This is a genomic window from Mycobacterium sp. FW102-FHT13B02 (assembly GCF_058790275.1).
The window spans coordinates 48,290-64,222 of record NZ_JBYTCM010000020.1; the positions used below are offsets into that span (position 1 = coordinate 48,290).

Genomic DNA, 15,933 nt, shown 5'->3' on the forward strand with positions numbered 1-15,933 from the left:
GGGGTTGAACGGCCGGGCGTGAGGCCCTACACGCGGCTTTGGGGTAGGCCTGTTGAAGACGGCCCGGACTCATGCGACTGTCGAAAACGTGGAACTGAACGTGCACGTGCTGGCCGGTGCGGCGGCCTGTGGGGTGGTGGTCTGGCTGCTAGTGAGAGCCGTTCAGTGCCTTGTGTCGTGGCGGTACACGGGCCAGTTCAGTGATCCGCCAAGAGATTTGACGGCCGCCGATCTCTGTGTGGCTGCAAGCCCATACGACCCCGACCGTGTCGTTCACGCAGTCGGACGGTGGGAGTACCTCAAAGAGCGCCTTGAGTTAGGTCGCGGACCGGTCGCTCTTTGCGGCTACCGGCTGTACACCGATGCTGACGAGCCGGCCGAGGATTTGCCACACGACGCACCTCGGTGCCCCGAGTGTGCCGTCATCGGCTAACCGGACTCCAATTAACAGGAACCAGAACATGGAAGGGGATCGCGAACGATGGAGACTACTGGGCACCGCATCGTGGTCGACGAGTCGGGCAGCGTCGAGTTTGTCTGTGAGGCACTCGCCGGTAGTGAATGCCGACTCGGCTGTGTAGCCGACTGCGAGGATCAGCACCGGGCCGACTGTGACCGATCGCGTAAAGATACCGGCGGCTGCGGGGCGCTGCCTTTCCTCCAATCCGAGGAAGCCTTTGACACGTACATCGGCGCGACCGAGATCGCCGACTGGGTGAGCGGCCCCATTGAAACCGAGTGGGACGGGTATTACGAGACATGGGTGTGGCGGTTCCCCGCTGAACAACGCGAGCTGCCAGGCAGCCGCCGGCAAGAACGGGTCCACTTCGACCTTCTCGGCCTGACGGAGAGGAACAAGTCAGCCAGCTTCCCCTTCGTCGGTGCCCTCGGATCAGGTTCGGCGCAACAGTCAATCCGTAATGGAGAAGCGCGATGAGCAGCTTTCAGCGGGGCCGTCGGGGTAAGACCGAGCAAGTGCTCGAAGCGCTGATTCATGTTCAGCGCGGCGGGTTCTCAGTGGTGACGTCCCAAGTCGCACCTGAGGCGGCGCGTCCCATCTGCAGGGAAGGGGACTCCGAAGATGGGTAGGCCGTCCCCGCGGACCGTCGCGATGCGCGATCAGATCCTTGCCGCTCTGCGGACAGAGTGGCCGCGGCCGATATCGACGCGCCGGGTATGCGAGCTGCTGGGCGCGAACCGATACGACGAGACCGGTTACCGGGTTTACCCGCAACTGTGCGCGCTTGATCGATTAGGCGTGGTGGAGCGGATCAGGCGTGGCGCGGATTGCCCAGATGTCTTCTGGCGGTTTGTTGGTGACCCCACGGACGCTGATTTGAACGCGGCCGTAGACGCAGCCGATTCGCCTCGACCGGCGCTCCCGGTGCCGCCGGGCACTAACGACGAACTCGCCCCTGACACAGAGGCGATCCTGTCGATGCTGGACAGCTACATCAAGGCACTCGACGACGCCGAGCGGCGGGTCGCCAGCGCTGCCGCTGCTGGCGATCGAGGCGCCAAGGCGGATGCGGCTGACGCTCTGGTTGCCCTCGTACGGCAGTTCGTCGACGTCTGTAACAACTGGCCGGCGGCATCGACGATCACGACCAGCGACAGTGCGAAATAGCCAACCATCAACACACGTAGGGGGTTTGGACATGTCTGCCACACCGGAGCTGGACAAACAGCGAGAGATCATCGCTAGTGGCGAATCGCAAACGGTCGGAGATTTTCTCGATTGGCTCCGTGACGATCAAGGGCTCCGATTGGTTAAGCAGGTGACGCATAAAGTTGAAATACCCTGCACTGGAACTGTACTGGCATTCGGAGACGGCTGCGTCCACGGAACACTGAGGGGCTATCTGGGAAACGAGAAGGGGAAGTGCCCGCAGTGCTCTGGCACCGGCTGGGTGACGGTCACCCGAACCGAGGACGTTCAAGACCCCCGCAGTCCCTTGGCCCTGATCGCTGACTACTTCGGCATCGACCTTAAGAAGATCGACGCCGAACGCGAACAACTACTCGAAGCACTTCGCTCCGGCAGCCCGGTCTAGATACGTACATGGGAGACAGGGTGACTGAGGAATCGACGCAGACAACCACCGCCGCACATCGGTATCCAGACGATCATCCGATCTTGCGTGACCATCGGTTGTCGATCGTCCAGAACGGGCAGACGACGGAGTACGTCACGCGAGACCTGTGGGAGGCAACGGCCGCCGAACGTGACGAGTTTCGCCGTGTGCTGGCATTCATCAGCGCCTGGCGGCTGACCAGCTACACGCGCGACGCCGAGTTGGACCGCCTGTTGGCGCGCGTGGGCGAGGACTACGGGAGCGCCCGCGCCATGCAGGGGGTCATCGAGTGGGCCCGTTCGGAAACGGCCAAGAGCGCGGCCACATCGGCGTAGACGTCAGCACCAAGAGACAGAAGGAGATTCGTAATGGGCTGGTCAATTGGCTATGACTTCGGGTCGAAGCGTGACATCGGATACGCGGTGCCGACGTACTGTGAGCACCCCGACTGTGACGCTGAGATCCACCGAGGAATTGGTTACGCCTGCGGCGGAGACCATCACGGCAGCGATAGGACCTGTGGAATGTACTTCTGCGAAGCGCACCTCAAGTACAGCTACAGCCCTGATGGGATGCACGATCTGCGCGACGAGAACGGCGAGGTCTATCCGGCGCGTTGCGAACGCTGCGTAGCGGGTGAAGAACCGTTCAGGGTGAAGCCGGATCATCCAACTTGGATGAACTGGAAGCTCATGCACTCAAGCTGGAAACAGTGGCGTGACGAAAATCCCAGAGAAGTGAGCGAGTACCTCGCAGCCCTTTCCGCTCTGGGGATCACACCGACGCCGGTCGATGACGACGAGCAGTCCGCGTAAGCGCCACGGAAGAAAGGAAATTCGGAACATGACCGCTGAGTCTTGTGAGGTACGGTCAATCGCGGAGGACCTGGAGGCGATTCGTCGACCTCATGATTTCGACTCTGCGGATGCGCGGCACCAACCCGAGGTTCTGTTGTTCGCCCGAGCAGCTGAGCGAGTGGCGACCGAGCTTCAAAAGGTGCCGATTACCGTGACCGCCGAGGTCCTTCCGGGCAAGGCTGACCCCATGGCCGAAGCGCGCTTTGCGAACTCGTCTAGGGCCGGGCAATACGCGAAATTGCTTGAGGCTACCCGCGATTACACAGTCATCTATGTCAACGATGGCAAGACCAAGTGGGTTGTGAACGGTGTCTAGGCCGACCGGTGAAGGTGCGAAAACCCAAGGAGGTATGACGATGCAGGAGCATGATGTAGCGGCCAGGGAGGTACTGGGTGATGCGCATTCGGATTCGGCAGCGAAGGAGGCGGGTCCAGACTCCCCGAAGTGGCTCGTGATTGACCCAGATGGGCAGGAGTATCTGGAGGACTTAGCGACAATGGCGACGGCGCCGCCGGGAGTTGTTTGGTTGCCCAACAGAGTGTTCCATTCGAGCCCGGAGTCGTTCGAGCTTTATGACAGCCTTGACGGCTACGACTGGGCTGCCGTCGAGGTATGGGATATGTGGCACAGAAATCCGACGGGCTACCGCGCGGTTCGGGTGGTCGCGACCGGGGAGGCCCGCGGCGGTGTCAGCCAATATGCCGCCGTCGAGGATCGCCTACTGCGGGATTGGCTCGTCGATCCGGCGAGTCCTGAGTACTGGCGGTTGCATGAGGTTGCCTGTCGGTATGGCTCCACGCCGTACGACTCGTGGTACGCCGGAGAATACGGTAGCGGCGAGCACTTCAACACGGGGTCTGAAGCGTCACGAGCGGCCGAAGTTCTCGGCAAGGTTGGCGGTTTCGAATGGCTGCTCTCCCACCGGGAGTGCACGGGTACAACAGACCCGTACCTCGCGCTGGCCGTGCGCCCACACATCGGGCGATTGATCGACCAGCAGGCCTACGACGCGCTGCGCCGGGGCTTCGAGGAGCAGCATGGCGAGCTACTTCATCCTGATGACCAGCCGCTTGCTGGCATCAGGTACCGGTCAGCTCAGGCCGAGGTGTGCGTATCGACGCCGGCGCACCGCCGCTGACTCGTCAGGTGCCGCGCAATTCGGAACAGAAGGGAGCCGCCGTGGGGACTTTTCGTCAAGCGCATGCGTGCTGCGTCTGTGGTGTCACCAAACACCAATACTGCTACAAATTCGAGCCGACAAAACTACCCGGATCCGGCTGGCGGTGTGCCAACCGGAAAGCGTGCCAGGGCCGCGTCCGCGCGATCGTTCAAGCGCAGCAGCAACACAATCCGTGCTCCGCGGCCGATGCACTCTGCGTTCCTGCTACGGCGGAAGCGCTTGCTGCAGAACTGCGTTCACGCGGCTGGGCCGCCAGCACCACGACCTTCAACACCGGGCAGTGGGGCGAATATCCAGTGTGCGAGATCGAAACAGACGGTCATGGGCAGCGCATCGAAATGCCTGTCGTCTTCGACCGCTTCGACCATGTCACATGGTTCGACTACAGCGAACAGAACCGGTGCGTCACCATCTGGGTCAGTTCCGAAGACCTAGCGGACTTGGTCATCACCTCGGTCGGTGACGGATATGTCCACGCTCCGGACGGCGATGATGACTGAGTTCTCGCTCGGGGCCATTTGGGGCCAGGGCCCGGCCGGTGACCGGCTGATTCGGACCGACCTATCAGCAGATGGAAGTCAGGGGAGCGAAGTCCTGCTGGTCAATCCTGTCGACCGCGCTCGCCTTCGTCGTGCCGTGCTGCTTCACCGGGTGATCTGGTGGGAGTTCTTGTGGGCGAGCCTCATCGGACTACTTGCGGGGCTCTTCCTGAACGCGCGCGACAAGCTGTCCGCACAGGTGATCCTCGGCTTAGTCATCGCCTATGCCGGGGGGACAGTGTTTGCCGTGGTGGCGCCACGGTTGCCGATCGTCCCGACGGCTCCACTGACACGTTCGGAACTTGACTCCTACCCGGCGGATGTCGCCACCGCTATTCGGCTCGGGCTGGCATCCTTGATGCCCGCGGGGATTGACGTGGGTCAGTGCCGCCCCACGGATGTAGCGATAGATCCGGCGCTAGCCGCTTTGCACGCTCAATGCTGGTTGCTTGTCGACCGCGCGCGGTTAAACACAGGCGAACGGTCCAGATTAGGCGGAACGACAGCAAGGACCGGTGATGACACTTCATGAGGCGACGGCGGCTGATGCGCTAGCCGTGCTCCGTGCCGAGATTGAATGCCTCGCAGGAGCAGCAGCCGCAGCCAGTATCCGGACCAACCCACTGCGGGTAGAGGTTTCGGGGCGCGAACCCAATGAGTACAGCACCGAGATTTGGTATGAGGACCGCACCTTCAAGGTGATCACGTGCGATGGATGCGTCGGCATTTCTGGCGGGCCAGGGCGGGGGCTGGACTGGTGGCCAGACTTCACGCTCATAGACACCGCCCAGATTCGAGGAGTCGTCTCCGGACTGCTGTCAGCTCATCAGTGGGTGCTCCGCCGTTCAGCCGGCGGACCAGCGCCTAGCGACATCCGGTGAAGGTACGAGCAAGGGAGGCAACAGCCATGACAACACCGCAGCAAGCGAACCCGGAGCAACAGGTGCTCCACCTGATCGAGAATCTCGTCGACGAGCAGCTCGCCGCCGGTGAACCTGCCGTCCCGGCCGAACGCCGCTGCCGGTGCACACGGCTCTGGCATGGCCTACCTATTGATGCGTGCCCCGGAACGCCCGCGGTGGGCGAGTCCATCCACCGCTTCAAGCGGGTCCGCGGCCTGGGCGGTCATGGACTGGTGCACCGCGCCGAGCTTCCACGATTGACCCCGAAACGACTTGCGGCGCTAGAACACTTCCGTGAGGACTGGATAGCCGCAGAGCGTAGAGGCGCACCGTCGCAAAGCGACGTGGCCGAGGCCGGTGTGCGAACCGCCTATAAGAGCATGGGACTGCCAGCGCCGGAACGCTACCTGTGGTTCGATTCACCGCTGGCCGCTGTGATGGCAGCCGAAATCGTCGCTGGCGGCCTGTACATCAACGAAATGTCTTCCGTGCAAGGCGATCCGGTGGATCCCCGCCGCATCACGGCAACCCTGCGCGACGCGGGCGTGCGCGTCGGGCGTGATCGGTACTCAAAGCACGACAGAGCCAGGCGCGTCACCAAAGACTTGGTGAACAACGCGAGTCGCGTGAACCCGTTCGACTTCAAGCCCTGGGAGAAACAGCTCACCGGAGTGCCGGCGGTCGAGTGGCGCCAAACCCATGCACACATCGAGCGACACCTGGCGGCGCTCGCCGCCCGAAACCTACTGTGGAACAACGGCGGTGGCCTGTGGGCCTTCGACGCCCTGTTCGATCAGCCGATCGACCAGCAGATCATTTACCTCGCTGCGCTGGCGGCGCTGGGCATCGAGCCGTACGATGCGGCCGGGCTGATCCAGGTCGCGCGGCAGGTCAGTTGGTGGTGCGGTTTTGAGGATGTGGCGATCCTGGCCGATCGTCCCTCAACAGTGCAGGAAATCGCCGGTCCGCACCGCGGTGTACCGGGATGGATTCACCGCGACCACGCACCCAGATCCGGTGAGGTCCCACTACCGGCCGACACAGTATCGCGATCCGCTTTCTTGGCGCCCGGCGCAGGGGCTCAAGAGCCTCACCGCTGAACGATGCACGGCGCTAACCGAATTCATCGAAGGCTGGCACGCCGACACGATGAGCACCCGGCCAGTTGACCGGGCCGCTGCAGAAGCCGGAATGCGCCAGATGTATCGGGCCGAGGGCCTCCAACCTCCGAAAACAGTTCTCTGGTTCGACTCGCCACTGGCCGGGGCCCTGGCGCAAAGCCTCATGTGGATGCACGGCCACACCGTGCGGACCTCATGGACAAACTCCTGGGAGGCCAGCGATCAATCAATCCGCGAGCGATGCTACAAACACTTCCTCACCCAAGTCGAAAGTTGGCTAGGCAGAACACGACCCGAGCGGTGGGCCTGGGAAGCGCAGGACAACATGAACAAGGCTGTAGCCGACGTTCTGCGCGCCAACATCCACCGGGATCGCTGGCATCCCATCGCCGAGACCTCGCCCGAAATATTCGGACCACCACCGCCAGGGTTCATGCGCACCTCGGCTACGTCGGGCCTGAAATCACCGCTTCGATTGCCCTCCACACCGCATCCTGGAGCTACGGCAGCCAATCAGCACCAACCCTGACGAATTACATGTGGGACGGCTGGAGAGGGTTCTCACACAGCCCAGAGAGCTCGTCGTGGTTGGCGGCGCTACTGAGCTCCCTCGACGTGCCAGTGCCCGCCATGCAGGGACGCATCCAGGTCGTGCGGAACACAGGCTGGTGGTGGCCGATGAATGACACCGTCATCGCCACCGAGCGACCCGAACACATCCACACCGACCCACAAGGTCGACCACACAACCCGGACGGCCCCGCGATCATCTACCGCGACGGATTCAGCGTCTACTGCTGGCACGGAGAGGCCGTTCCCGCGGACCTGATCGAAACAAGCTGGGATGTAACACGAATCCTCAAGGAGTGGGGCGCCGCGCAATGGTGTGGTGCCGAGAAGCTCGGATGGGACAGCGTCTTGTTAGAACTCGGCGAGCGACCCGTTGCTTCAGCACCCGACCCCCAGCATCCCGGGCAGACACTGCACCTGTATAACATCCCCTCCAAGTTGCGGAGCGCAACAGGCAGGTGGCGAATCGTGGTAAGCACCCAGGGCTTTCACCTGCCAGACGGCCAGCGGCGCCATTGGCTGAAAGTATCCCCAACCCACATCGACCCGATAGCCGCCAGCGCCGAACCACTTCGCCGGCTCCGCGCCGCGAGTTCGGATTAGGTAGGAGGTCGCGGCGATGACTGTTTTCTCGCCCGGTGCCACCTCGGCCGGCGGGGGCCCGGCAGTTTGACCGACCGATTCGGATCGGTCCATCAACAGATGAGGTCTTGCTGAAGTTAAGCGACACATAAAGATTGGGTACAAGGAGTTGGCGGCGGAGTCTTCTATCAGGGGTAACCGGGGCGAGTCGGGCACAATTCGTGTCCGCAACCGCACCGGACCTCACTCGGCGGTCGTCACTGAATCCCCATGGCCGGGCAGCGGACAGCACGAACCCGATGACTTCGTGTCCACCATGCTGCGTGCTGTCAAGGCGTTCGGCGACGATGCAGATCTGGAGATCGTCGTCCGCCGGCGCGATTCGGGGCTGGACCGAGAGCCTTCCCTTGACCTGGAAGGCATCTTGGCGAAGATCGACCGGTTGCGGCGGCTGTGTGCCAACCCGTTCGATGTTCTCGAAATCGAAGACGACGACGGCACAATCACGGATACAGCCGTCCTGCGTGCTTCAGACCTGATCGCGATCCTTGACGGCCGCGCTGATTGCGACAGCCCTCCGAGAGCGTGAGCGTCCTCACGCGGCTATCGGAAACTCTGAATGGACGCAGTTCGTCTAAACGAACGCCATGGAACACGCCAGCCAGATACTAGTTTCTAGTAGTCGGTGTGACGGGGCGTTCAGCGACGAAGAACACTGCCACCTCGATGAGCTCTGATTCGGGTGCACTCGAGACACGGTAGGACAGCATCACTGGCACTTGCACAGCACTCGACCCGTCGATCGAATCGGCGATATGGCCAGCCAGCGTGCCATGGCATCCACCCATCAGGTGATAGCGCGGTGTGCGCACCTCGATGAGTACTTCGCCATCCTCGACGGCGGGCTCGAAAAGTGCCGGCTGTAGCCCGATCTCGATGCCGCTGGTGTCAGTCAGGTCGACATCTTCGGCGTCGATCTCGCCGCGCAGTACCGCTGCCAGGTATGCGACGTCGTCGGCGGCGATAACGATCTCAAGACTGTCAGTCATCGCGAGTCTCAACTGTTGGTGGAGCAGAACAGGCACGGGTCGCCGTGTTCGCTTCCGTAGTCGGCGTAGCGGACCACCGAACTCACGACCCTGGTGGCGGTGTCGTCGTCGAGCAGGGGGATCGCAGGGTCAGGATTGGTCGGGTGCAGGGCGCCGATGCTGGCAAGCAGTGGCAGGGGATGGTCAGGGTCGGCGGTGATGTCGGCGGCGGCCTGGTCGTCGACGAACAAGGTGTACATGTCGTGCTCGGGGAAGCCGAAGTTGCAGCGGAGCACCCACCATTTCCCGGATTGGTTTGCGGCGTAAGGGAAGTGATTGTGTCCGGTGCGTCGCCAGTCTGGCCGCGTCGCGGTGTCGATCGCGGGGCAGGGGTGGGGTGCGTCGTGGCTGGTCATAAGGCCGATTCTAGGGTTCACCAGCGTGTTGGTAGGGGATCGGTGAACCGCTGGTAGCGGCCGGTGGCTTTGAATTGATCTGCGGCACTGTGTGGTTCGCCGCGCCAACGAACGTGCGCGGCGACCTCGGCGGCGGGTCTGGCGCCGTCGGTCAGGTGCCCGGTCGGCACCTCTTCGGCCATACGGACCGGCTCCAGGTAGGGGTGTGACACTCTGGCGCCGAACACGATCAGATTGTGGGTTCCCGGTAGCGCTGCCGAGGGCACGATCATCGCCGGCGCGCCAGACCGTCGGACGGTGTCGGCGAAGTGCTGGGTGGGGGCGTAGTCCTCGCCGACGAGCTCGTCGGGGGTGATGCCGTAGTCGGTGCAGTTGGCGAAGTCGATCTCCGTCACGTCGGGGACGTCGACGATCGCGGTCCACAGGTTGAGCAGCACGTGGTCGGGGTCGCCGCCCGGGCCGATCTGGTGGCGCAGCATCTCGGCGGCCGGGCCGAGCGGGTGCAGACACAGGTATTGCACGGTGTCGTGGCGGGCGCGGTGGAAGCGGCCCGCCCGCGAACTCGGAAACGCCCACCACGGGGTGTCATAGGCGGCGTGCCGAAAAACCTGCAGCTTCACGTCGTCATCGCGCGGGCGGCGGTGGCCGCGGCGAGGACCTCGGGGTAGTCGGCCGGGTCGGCGAGCATGTCGATGGGTGCGCGGCCCAGCATCGGGTGCACACGGGTGAACCAGGCCAAGACACCAGGGCCGGTGAACGTGTGGCGCAGTTGGTTGGCGATCTGCGCGACGATCCGAACGCGGGCGGCGTCCAAGCCGGATGGTTGTGTCCCGCTCGGGGCCAGCCAGCGCTGCAGCTGGCGCACCGATACTCCGAACAGCTCGGAGGCGGCGTTCTGTGGTGCATCGAGAATGGCCATGGTGGCGTTGAGTACTTCGCCGATGGGTACGTCGTCGCTGTAGGGGCGGCGGTCGACGATGTCGCGCAGGGCTTGGCGGACTTGTTCAAGGGCGAGGCGGACGTCGCGGCGTGCGTCGTCGGGATTGTCGTGGCGCAGGGCTTTTTCTGCGCGGAAGGCCGCTGACCAGAGTGTGTTGGTCAGGTAGGCGTCAGCGTCGATTGGGTGTGGAGTGCCCAGTCGGGTATCCAGGCTGTCGATGAGTTCTGCGACCTCGGGTGGCACTTCGGAGGAGGCAGCGAGGAGTTGGGTTGCGGTGTTGACCTGGGCCAGTAGCGGCGCGAGGCCCACTTCTGTCGTAGTCATGTCGCCATGATACCGCCTTATTCGCGCCAGCGCGGTGCCTGCGCGGGGAACGGGTGCGTCGGCTACCTGGCGACTCGGTGTGTCGGGGAGGGCTGCAGCGCTGTTTGGTGGCCCCTGGAATTCTCGCGCCGCGTACGAACCAGCACCCCCCCCCCCCCGCAGAGCCGTGTGATCACCGTTGTGGAACGCCTGACCGGTGGTCTTGAAGGGGTTATAGGCAAGTGTCAGGGTGGGCGTATGGCCGAAAATAGTCTCATCACCAAGCCCAGCTTCTACCTGGCGGTATGGATTGCAGATGGCGAAACAGCTTCTGCGGTAGGCGATCTAATCGAAGTAGATGGCGGTTTGCCGGCATGGGGATCTGCCCCCCGGGGTTTGAACCTTGAAGCGGCCGGGGGGCTTTCACTGCAGAAGTGGATAGCGCATCCGGTCAACGTCGGGCTTTACCGGGTCGAACCGCACAGTGACATTGGCGGCGATGGCTCGTGGTGTGATGCCGATAAGTGGAACATCGTCCAGACCCTGAATCCCGGTGAGGTGCTTGGTCCGCAGGCAGACGAAATCCTGCTAGTAGCAACAAAGTTGGCGTTCCTGTTCGACGATGATCATCCTGACCGGTACACCGGGCACTGGCCAGAGCTTCACCGCCTGTACGTGAACGCACTCCCTGAGGATCGATCCGGCGAGGCGACAGTCGCTGCCGGCGCCGCCCGACGTGCGTTGAAGGCAGCCGGAGACGACAATGACTGGGATCACCTAGGCAACCTCAGCAGCTGCATGCACGGCGATGAATATGCGGCGCTGGCCGCCCGGGACCTCATCGGCACTGTCGCCGGGTGGACAACGGATGCCTATGAACTGCTGATGCTGCGCTTCAACAGCTCCTTCGGACAACTCCTGGCCAGCCGGTAGGCCTCACTCATGATGCGACAGAGCCACTCGACGCGAACCTCCACTACCGCCCAGGCGACAGCCGCATGAACGCCTATCGAGACGGACGGCCGGCACGTGGAATCCCCGCACTCCACTCCAGGGACGACGTCAAAATTAACGAGACGCCCGCCGAAGATTGGTTGGTGGACCGGCCCAACGGGACTCTCGAAGATGCGATCGCAGCGCGCGACCCCGACCTATTAGCCCAATGGGCAAGGTATTTCAGATTCAGCCAAGGCATCAGCATGCGCTCACTCAACGGTGTGTGCCGAGTGATCGAGGAGATCGGTTACATCTTCACTGGCGAGCGCTACGACGAATTGGAATCCGTGTGGAACGTGTCCGCGCGGATCGCGCGTGAGCGTGGGCACGGTGATCGTGTCACCGAAATTGAGGCCGCTTATAAAGCAGATGCACCGGCGGGGTCGGCGTGAGCGTCCAGCACTCGGTCAGCGTGGCGGGGGTCGTTGTTCGCGACGACGGACGTGTTCTGGTCATCAAGCGTCGAGACAACGGCCAGTGGCAGGCTCCTGGCGGGGTGCTCGAACTCGCCGAGTCCTTCGAGGAGGGTGTCTATCGCGAGGTCCTGGAGGAAACCGGCGTCAAGGTAGTCGTGCAGAGACTGACCGGGGTGTACAAGAACGTGGCACTGGGGGTGGTGGCCCTGGTGTACCGCTGCCGACCGGTCTCGGGGGTACTAACCGCAACCGCCGAAGCCGCAGAGGTGCAGTGGATGACACCCAGACAAGTGCGCGAGTCAATGACGCCGGCGTTCGGGATCCGCGTGTTCGACGCGTTCGGTGACACTGCGCAGTCGCGCGTCCATAACGGACAATCCATCATCAGCACGGCCAAGGGAGACAGCGGCGATGACCTTCACCTGCCAGACCGCTAGCGGCGCCTTTGGCTGAGAATATCCCCAACTCACATCGACCCGATCGCCGCCAGCGCCGCAGCACTTCGCGGCGTTTGATCCCGCGTCCGGTGGTCGTGCATTTGCGCGCACCGCCTCATAGGGTCGGATTTAGCGGCTGTATGCGGCGCTGGGTGACCCGAGAGGAAGTGAACCAAAATGGCGGTGGCTGCATCGCTCGACGACAGTGTCGCCTCCGACCCGGAGGTCGACAACGCTTCCGCACCTGTCGATCGGGGGACTTGGACATCGGGGAGCTCGAGCTGTGCACGATCTGGTACGCAGACCACGCCCCGACCCGCGTCGCCCACATTGCGTTGGGTGCCGCTGCGGGCAGCTCGGCTACCTCACGGCGATCGACACCAATGAAGCGTGCAGCAGTCAGCGTCGCGCCGATGAAGCAATTTGTACGGGTGATCGTTGTGATGCTCGTCGGTGCGTCAGCGGTCATGATTGTCGGTTGTGGAAGTGCCCGCCATTCGGTCACTGGATCGCCTGTACTGCCGGGGCTTTCGGACGTATCAGCTGATTTAGCTCGTCCCCGTGATCACGGTGAAATCATTGGGCGCTTCTGGCCGGCCGCAGATGGTCGCGAGCTAATCAGGCTCGCGGACATTCTTGATTCCAAGGACGCTGACGTTCCGCCTGCTGCCCCGATTCGGGGTCTGTTCGTCGTGATCAATGAAGATGAACAGCGCTGGCTTCACGCGGGGCGGGTCAGGTCAGGTTGCAAAGTTGGTGGCATCAACGCCGCCGCGGTACTGCGGGCCGCCGGCGAGACGGTGCGACGCGCGAAGCAGAGGATCGCTGACCTGTCCAGTCAAGGCAGGCCCGCCGATGTCCGGCAGGCGTTGATCAAATCTGCTTGGCTAGCGCAAGACGCTGTACTCGGTATGGCTGGCGAACGTCTCGGGTTGGCGGGCACATGAGCGGTCTTCCGTTCGGGACGACTCGAATCCCGAAGACATCGGGGCCGGTTCGTAGTGTTCGGGTACGCCGGGCCGCCGCGCGCGCGGCTGTCGTGGCGAGCGTTAAGACGGGGCGGGCAGTTGATCCGCGTGTGAAGAAGCTGGCTGAGGCGAGCCGGGAAATGATCGCGTATGAGTGACGCGGACTTCGTTGGTGATGAACGTGCCGTAACTGGCGCGGCGGAAACGACTTTCGCGACGTATCAGCTCAAAGCGACCTGGAAAGTGGGCTGGGCGATCGTATGGGTATGGGTGGCAGCGGATTTGGTGGCTGGATGGCGGGGGCAGGATGGGATGCCCTTGTTTCTTCGTATTCTGTTGGTTCTGATTCTGGCGATGGTTGTTCGAGGTCATCTGCGTGAGGCCGCGAAGACCTGGAATGCTGGCCGTGGCGACAGATTTGGGCCGATCATCGAGCAGATCGACGACTAGCGCGCAGGGAATGGAGTGGTCTATGAACAACGATCCGAGTCAGCTCACTTTTGACGACCTCGGAACTGGTGTGTTCACTGACATGCATGAGTTCACTGACTCCACTCGCGGATGGCGCGGGCCTGTCGCATGCGAGATCGTCGGCATTACCTACCGCCAGCTGGACTACTGGGCCCGAACGAACCTTGTCGTACCGTCGATCGCTAGCGCCTCAGGGTCCGGCACAGTCCGCTTGTACAGTTTCCATGACCTACTGGTTCTGAGAATCGTGAAGCGCCTCCTGGACGCGGGCATATCGTTGGCCAACATACGGTCTGCGGTTGAAGCGCTCCGCTGCCGGGGCGTCTCCGATTTCACCGGGCTGACCCTGGTTTCAGACGGCATCAGCATCTACGAGTTCACATCCGCCAGCGATGTGGTCGATCTGTTGGCCGGTGGTCAGGGTGTGTTTGGCATCGCGATCGGCGCCTCCTTACCTGACCTGCGCACGGATGTCGGTCGATTCCCCGCCGAGACGGTGACCGGGGTCGTTGCTGCGAATGCTGTTCCGGACGAACTGGCTGCGCGTCGCGCCCGAGCGAGCTAGTCACAATCGCCGGGTTCCTTTCGCGTGATCGGGAGGCGGCGGTGAAGAGCGCCGCGGTGCTGGTCTTGAAGAGGGCGGACGCTCATGTGAGCGTTGATGGTGGCATCAGTCCAGTAGCCGCATCAGAGAGGTCGGAATCCGAACATGAACCAGACGCGACGGACATTGTTGCCCAGCCGCCTTTCGCCGTTGAATCTGGCTGTGGCCGTCGGGTGTTTGGCGGCGGCCGCGATTGACGCGTTGGTCGTGGGGGCTGTGGTGATAGTCGTGTACGAGCTAGGTGGGACGGACGCGCTGACCGGACAGATTTCTTCTCAGTCCGCCAGGTGGTGGCTCTCGGATGCAGTGCACACCGCGATCGTGGAGACGATGAACGTTGGCTTGAGTATTGGCGCTTTCGGGGCTGTCATCTTCGGTCTCGCCGCCGGCTTGACCGCCTATCGGATTCGCCGGGACCAGTTGGGGGCCAGGGGTTTGCACGATGTCGTGGAGGCGGAGGTGTGGCGCGCTGTCGCTGAGGAGGCGGCTTCTAATGTCGATCGGCGGTACCTGATCAAGCTGGTCGAGGCGGCCCCGCGGCTCCTTGGCTCCAGTCGTACCGAGATCGCCCCGTTATTCGGCGGGAAGACCGATCAGTTGCCGGACGCGGCGCGCACCGTGCGAGTGTATGGGCCCATCGGCTCTGGGAAGACAGTGTGCGGCCGGCGACTGGTTGAGCAAGAGGTCGAAGCAGGTCGACATGTCACCGTCATCCACTCTGGGAACACATCATTCGGCGGAGCCGAATACGAATTCCACGACGTCGCGGCAGAGAAGCTGACGGTTGTTGATGCGGAGACCCTGATGGTCAGGGATGCGCAGCGGGCATTTGTCAGACAGTTTGATCGACGCAACGACCGGAAGAATGGCGTGTCGCGAGGCGGTGAGACGATCATCGTTGACGCTGACGGGACTCTGGACGGGTGGGGCTTGCGTCAGCTGATTATCGATCTGGCCAACATGATGATCAGTCGGCATCAGCGGCTGGTAGTACTCACTACGGCCGAACTGGATCCGCCCGTGCTGTCGGGTCTGTTCGACGCTGAGATTGTGTTGCCGGGCGCCCCAGACTGCCCCAATGCAGTTCCGATCCGCCATGCGCTGCACCGGCTCAGCAACGATGCGTTGACACTGGAGCGGCTGGAAGCGCGCGTTCGGGGTGGAGGTGTGGTGATGTCGCGGCCGGAGCAGGCGATTATGGAAAGGATCAGCGAACAGGGCCGTGAATATTTGGCGGAGCGAGTGACTCGCACCGTTGAAGAAGGCATGCCGATCACTGCCGGCCTTCAGCACGGGATCATCAAAAGCCCTGACGGCACACTCAAGGAGTTCACCCTGGCGAGAGTGTCAACTCCGGCCCAAGAAGCTGCTCGATGACGCTTTAGTCATCGTCGTTGCTTCGTGGCAGTTGTTGGACCCGTGCGATGAGACCGAACAGCTCGATGGACCACCGAATGGACGTGCGACGTCTGTGCGTGGCGCCCAAACCGACGATCGATATCAACGTCATCGAACACCACATCCAGG

23 protein-coding genes are annotated in these 15,933 nt (G+C 62.7%); 19 read left to right on the plus strand and 4 right to left on the minus strand.

What is annotated here, in order from left to right:
- Nucleotides 1-505: 505 nt before the first annotated feature.
- From AC3WTE_RS25670 to AC3WTE_RS25725, 12 genes are all read left to right on the plus strand, one after another.
- The gene (locus AC3WTE_RS25670; protein WP_492442078.1) at nucleotides 506-937 is read left to right on the plus strand and encodes a hypothetical protein; all 432 of its coding nucleotides are present in this window, start codon (nucleotides 506-508) and stop codon (nucleotides 935-937) included.
- A 144-nt stretch (nucleotides 938-1,081) separates the two neighbouring features.
- Nucleotides 1,082-1,627 (plus strand): hypothetical protein, encoded by a 546-nt coding sequence (locus AC3WTE_RS25675; protein ID WP_492442079.1) that lies wholly within the window; start codon nucleotides 1,082-1,084, stop codon nucleotides 1,625-1,627.
- A 31-nt stretch (nucleotides 1,628-1,658) separates the two neighbouring features.
- Nucleotides 1,659-2,054: a hypothetical protein gene (locus AC3WTE_RS25680; protein WP_492442081.1), complete on the plus strand. Its 396-nt coding sequence runs from the start codon at nucleotides 1,659-1,661 to the stop codon at nucleotides 2,052-2,054.
- Nucleotides 2,055-2,074: 20 nt separating this feature from the next.
- Nucleotides 2,075-2,410 carry a hypothetical protein gene (locus AC3WTE_RS25685; RefSeq protein WP_492442083.1) on the plus strand — a complete coding sequence of 112 codons (336 nt, stop codon included), beginning with the start codon at nucleotides 2,075-2,077 and terminating at the stop codon, nucleotides 2,408-2,410.
- Nucleotides 2,411-2,443: 33 nt separating this feature from the next.
- On the plus strand, nucleotides 2,444-2,890 hold the full coding sequence (locus AC3WTE_RS25690) for a hypothetical protein (RefSeq protein ID WP_492442085.1): 447 nt from the start codon (nucleotides 2,444-2,446) through the stop codon (nucleotides 2,888-2,890).
- Nucleotides 2,891-2,918: 28 nt separating this feature from the next.
- A complete protein-coding gene (locus tag AC3WTE_RS25695; protein ID WP_492442087.1) occupies nucleotides 2,919-3,248 on the plus strand; it encodes a hypothetical protein in 330 nt (109 codons plus the stop codon).
- Nucleotides 3,249-3,282: 34 nt separating this feature from the next.
- Entirely contained in the window at nucleotides 3,283-4,071 is a 789-nt protein-coding gene (locus AC3WTE_RS25700) for a hypothetical protein (protein ID WP_492442088.1), read from the plus strand.
- Nucleotides 4,041-4,613 (plus strand): hypothetical protein, encoded by a 573-nt coding sequence (locus AC3WTE_RS25705; protein ID WP_492442090.1) that lies wholly within the window; start codon nucleotides 4,041-4,043, stop codon nucleotides 4,611-4,613. Before AC3WTE_RS25700 ends, AC3WTE_RS25705 begins: the two co-directional genes overlap by 31 nt.
- Entirely contained in the window at nucleotides 4,582-5,184 is a 603-nt protein-coding gene (locus AC3WTE_RS25710; RefSeq protein ID WP_492442092.1) for a hypothetical protein, read from the plus strand. The genes AC3WTE_RS25705 and AC3WTE_RS25710 overlap by 32 nt, the downstream gene beginning before the upstream one ends.
- A gap of 546 nt (nucleotides 5,185-5,730) precedes the next feature.
- The gene (locus AC3WTE_RS25715; protein WP_492442094.1) at nucleotides 5,731-6,654 is read left to right on the plus strand and encodes a hypothetical protein; all 924 of its coding nucleotides are present in this window, start codon (nucleotides 5,731-5,733) and stop codon (nucleotides 6,652-6,654) included.
- A 558-nt stretch (nucleotides 6,655-7,212) separates the two neighbouring features.
- A complete protein-coding gene (locus tag AC3WTE_RS25720) occupies nucleotides 7,213-7,848 on the plus strand; it encodes a DUF6745 domain-containing protein (RefSeq protein ID WP_492442096.1) in 636 nt (211 codons plus the stop codon).
- A gap of 286 nt (nucleotides 7,849-8,134) precedes the next feature.
- Complete coding sequence (locus AC3WTE_RS25725) at nucleotides 8,135-8,416, plus strand: hypothetical protein (protein WP_492442098.1); 282 nt, start codon at nucleotides 8,135-8,137, stop codon at nucleotides 8,414-8,416.
- A 79-nt stretch (nucleotides 8,417-8,495) separates the two neighbouring features.
- Here AC3WTE_RS25725 and AC3WTE_RS25730 read toward each other — a convergent pair whose 3' ends face one another.
- Genes AC3WTE_RS25730 through AC3WTE_RS25745 form a run of 4 tightly spaced genes read right to left on the minus strand, consistent with a single transcriptional unit; the run spans nucleotide 8,496 to nucleotide 10,535 of the window.
- Nucleotides 8,496-8,876, minus strand: coding sequence for a hypothetical protein (locus AC3WTE_RS25730; RefSeq protein ID WP_492442100.1), 381 nt, complete (start codon nucleotides 8,874-8,876; stop codon nucleotides 8,496-8,498).
- Between the two features lie 8 nt (nucleotides 8,877-8,884).
- Complete coding sequence (locus AC3WTE_RS25735; protein WP_492442102.1) at nucleotides 8,885-9,271, minus strand: hypothetical protein; 387 nt, start codon at nucleotides 9,269-9,271, stop codon at nucleotides 8,885-8,887.
- A 17-nt stretch (nucleotides 9,272-9,288) separates the two neighbouring features.
- The gene (locus AC3WTE_RS25740; RefSeq protein WP_492442103.1) at nucleotides 9,289-9,891 is read right to left on the minus strand and encodes an RES family NAD+ phosphorylase; all 603 of its coding nucleotides are present in this window, start codon (nucleotides 9,889-9,891) and stop codon (nucleotides 9,289-9,291) included.
- Nucleotides 9,888-10,535 carry a hypothetical protein gene (locus AC3WTE_RS25745; RefSeq protein ID WP_492442105.1) on the minus strand — a complete coding sequence of 216 codons (648 nt, stop codon included), beginning with the start codon at nucleotides 10,533-10,535 and terminating at the stop codon, nucleotides 9,888-9,890. Before AC3WTE_RS25745 ends, AC3WTE_RS25740 begins: the two co-directional genes overlap by 4 nt.
- 180 nt (nucleotides 10,536-10,715) lie before the next feature.
- On the opposite strand from AC3WTE_RS25745, the gene AC3WTE_RS25750 reads away from it, so the two are divergent.
- The 7 genes from AC3WTE_RS25750 to AC3WTE_RS25780 all read left to right on the plus strand — a co-directional run bounded on the left by AC3WTE_RS25750 (nucleotide 10,716) and on the right by AC3WTE_RS25780 (nucleotide 15,783).
- Nucleotides 10,716-11,447, plus strand: coding sequence for a hypothetical protein (locus AC3WTE_RS25750; RefSeq protein WP_492442107.1), 732 nt, complete (start codon nucleotides 10,716-10,718; stop codon nucleotides 11,445-11,447).
- 65 nt (nucleotides 11,448-11,512) lie between these two features.
- A complete protein-coding gene (locus tag AC3WTE_RS25755; RefSeq protein ID WP_492442109.1) occupies nucleotides 11,513-11,902 on the plus strand; it encodes a hypothetical protein in 390 nt (129 codons plus the stop codon).
- On the plus strand, nucleotides 11,899-12,363 hold the full coding sequence (locus AC3WTE_RS25760; protein WP_492442111.1) for an NUDIX hydrolase: 465 nt from the start codon (nucleotides 11,899-11,901) through the stop codon (nucleotides 12,361-12,363). The genes AC3WTE_RS25755 and AC3WTE_RS25760 overlap by 4 nt, the downstream gene beginning before the upstream one ends.
- A 383-nt stretch (nucleotides 12,364-12,746) precedes the next feature.
- Nucleotides 12,747-13,310, plus strand: a complete 564-nt coding sequence (locus AC3WTE_RS25765; RefSeq protein ID WP_492442112.1) for a hypothetical protein — start codon at nucleotides 12,747-12,749, stop codon at nucleotides 13,308-13,310.
- Nucleotides 13,311-13,481: 171 nt separating this feature from the next.
- Nucleotides 13,482-13,781, plus strand: coding sequence for a hypothetical protein (locus tag AC3WTE_RS25770; RefSeq protein ID WP_492442114.1), 300 nt, complete (start codon nucleotides 13,482-13,484; stop codon nucleotides 13,779-13,781).
- A gap of 22 nt (nucleotides 13,782-13,803) precedes the next feature.
- A complete protein-coding gene (locus AC3WTE_RS25775) occupies nucleotides 13,804-14,367 on the plus strand; it encodes a MerR family transcriptional regulator (protein WP_492442116.1) in 564 nt (187 codons plus the stop codon).
- Between the two features lie 144 nt (nucleotides 14,368-14,511).
- The gene (locus tag AC3WTE_RS25780; RefSeq protein WP_492442117.1) at nucleotides 14,512-15,783 is read left to right on the plus strand and encodes a hypothetical protein; all 1,272 of its coding nucleotides are present in this window, start codon (nucleotides 14,512-14,514) and stop codon (nucleotides 15,781-15,783) included.
- The last annotated feature ends 150 nt before the right edge of the window (nucleotides 15,784-15,933 follow it).

Bases quoted from the DNA above. Each gene is read 5' to 3' on its own strand.
- AC3WTE_RS25755 (WP_492442109.1), top strand. From the start codon at position 11,513: ATGAACGCCTATCGAGACGGACGGCCGGCACGTGGAATCCCCGCACTC.
- AC3WTE_RS25735 (WP_492442102.1), bottom strand. From the start codon at position 9,271: ATGACCAGCCACGACGCACCCCACCCCTGCCCCGCGATCGACACCGCG.
- AC3WTE_RS25770 (WP_492442114.1), top strand. From the start codon at position 13,482: ATGAGTGACGCGGACTTCGTTGGTGATGAACGTGCCGTAACTGGCGCG.
- AC3WTE_RS25775 (WP_492442116.1), top strand. From the start codon at position 13,804: ATGAACAACGATCCGAGTCAGCTCACTTTTGACGACCTCGGAACTGGT.
- AC3WTE_RS25700 (WP_492442088.1), top strand. From the start codon at position 3,283: ATGACGATGCAGGAGCATGATGTAGCGGCCAGGGAGGTACTGGGTGAT.
- AC3WTE_RS25720 (WP_492442096.1), top strand. From the start codon at position 7,213: ATGTGGGACGGCTGGAGAGGGTTCTCACACAGCCCAGAGAGCTCGTCG.
- AC3WTE_RS25695 (WP_492442087.1), top strand. From the start codon at position 2,919: ATGACCGCTGAGTCTTGTGAGGTACGGTCAATCGCGGAGGACCTGGAG.
- AC3WTE_RS25690 (WP_492442085.1), top strand. From the start codon at position 2,444: ATGGGCTGGTCAATTGGCTATGACTTCGGGTCGAAGCGTGACATCGGA.
- AC3WTE_RS25745 (WP_492442105.1), bottom strand. From the start codon at position 10,535: ATGACTACGACAGAAGTGGGCCTCGCGCCGCTACTGGCCCAGGTCAAC.
- AC3WTE_RS25675 (WP_492442079.1), top strand. From the start codon at position 1,082: ATGGGTAGGCCGTCCCCGCGGACCGTCGCGATGCGCGATCAGATCCTT.
- AC3WTE_RS25730 (WP_492442100.1), bottom strand. From the start codon at position 8,876: ATGACTGACAGTCTTGAGATCGTTATCGCCGCCGACGACGTCGCATAC.
- AC3WTE_RS25680 (WP_492442081.1), top strand. From the start codon at position 1,659: ATGTCTGCCACACCGGAGCTGGACAAACAGCGAGAGATCATCGCTAGT.
- AC3WTE_RS25710 (WP_492442092.1), top strand. From the start codon at position 4,582: ATGTCCACGCTCCGGACGGCGATGATGACTGAGTTCTCGCTCGGGGCC.
- AC3WTE_RS25780 (WP_492442117.1), top strand. From the start codon at position 14,512: ATGAACCAGACGCGACGGACATTGTTGCCCAGCCGCCTTTCGCCGTTG.
- AC3WTE_RS25765 (WP_492442112.1), top strand. From the start codon at position 12,747: ATGAAGCGTGCAGCAGTCAGCGTCGCGCCGATGAAGCAATTTGTACGG.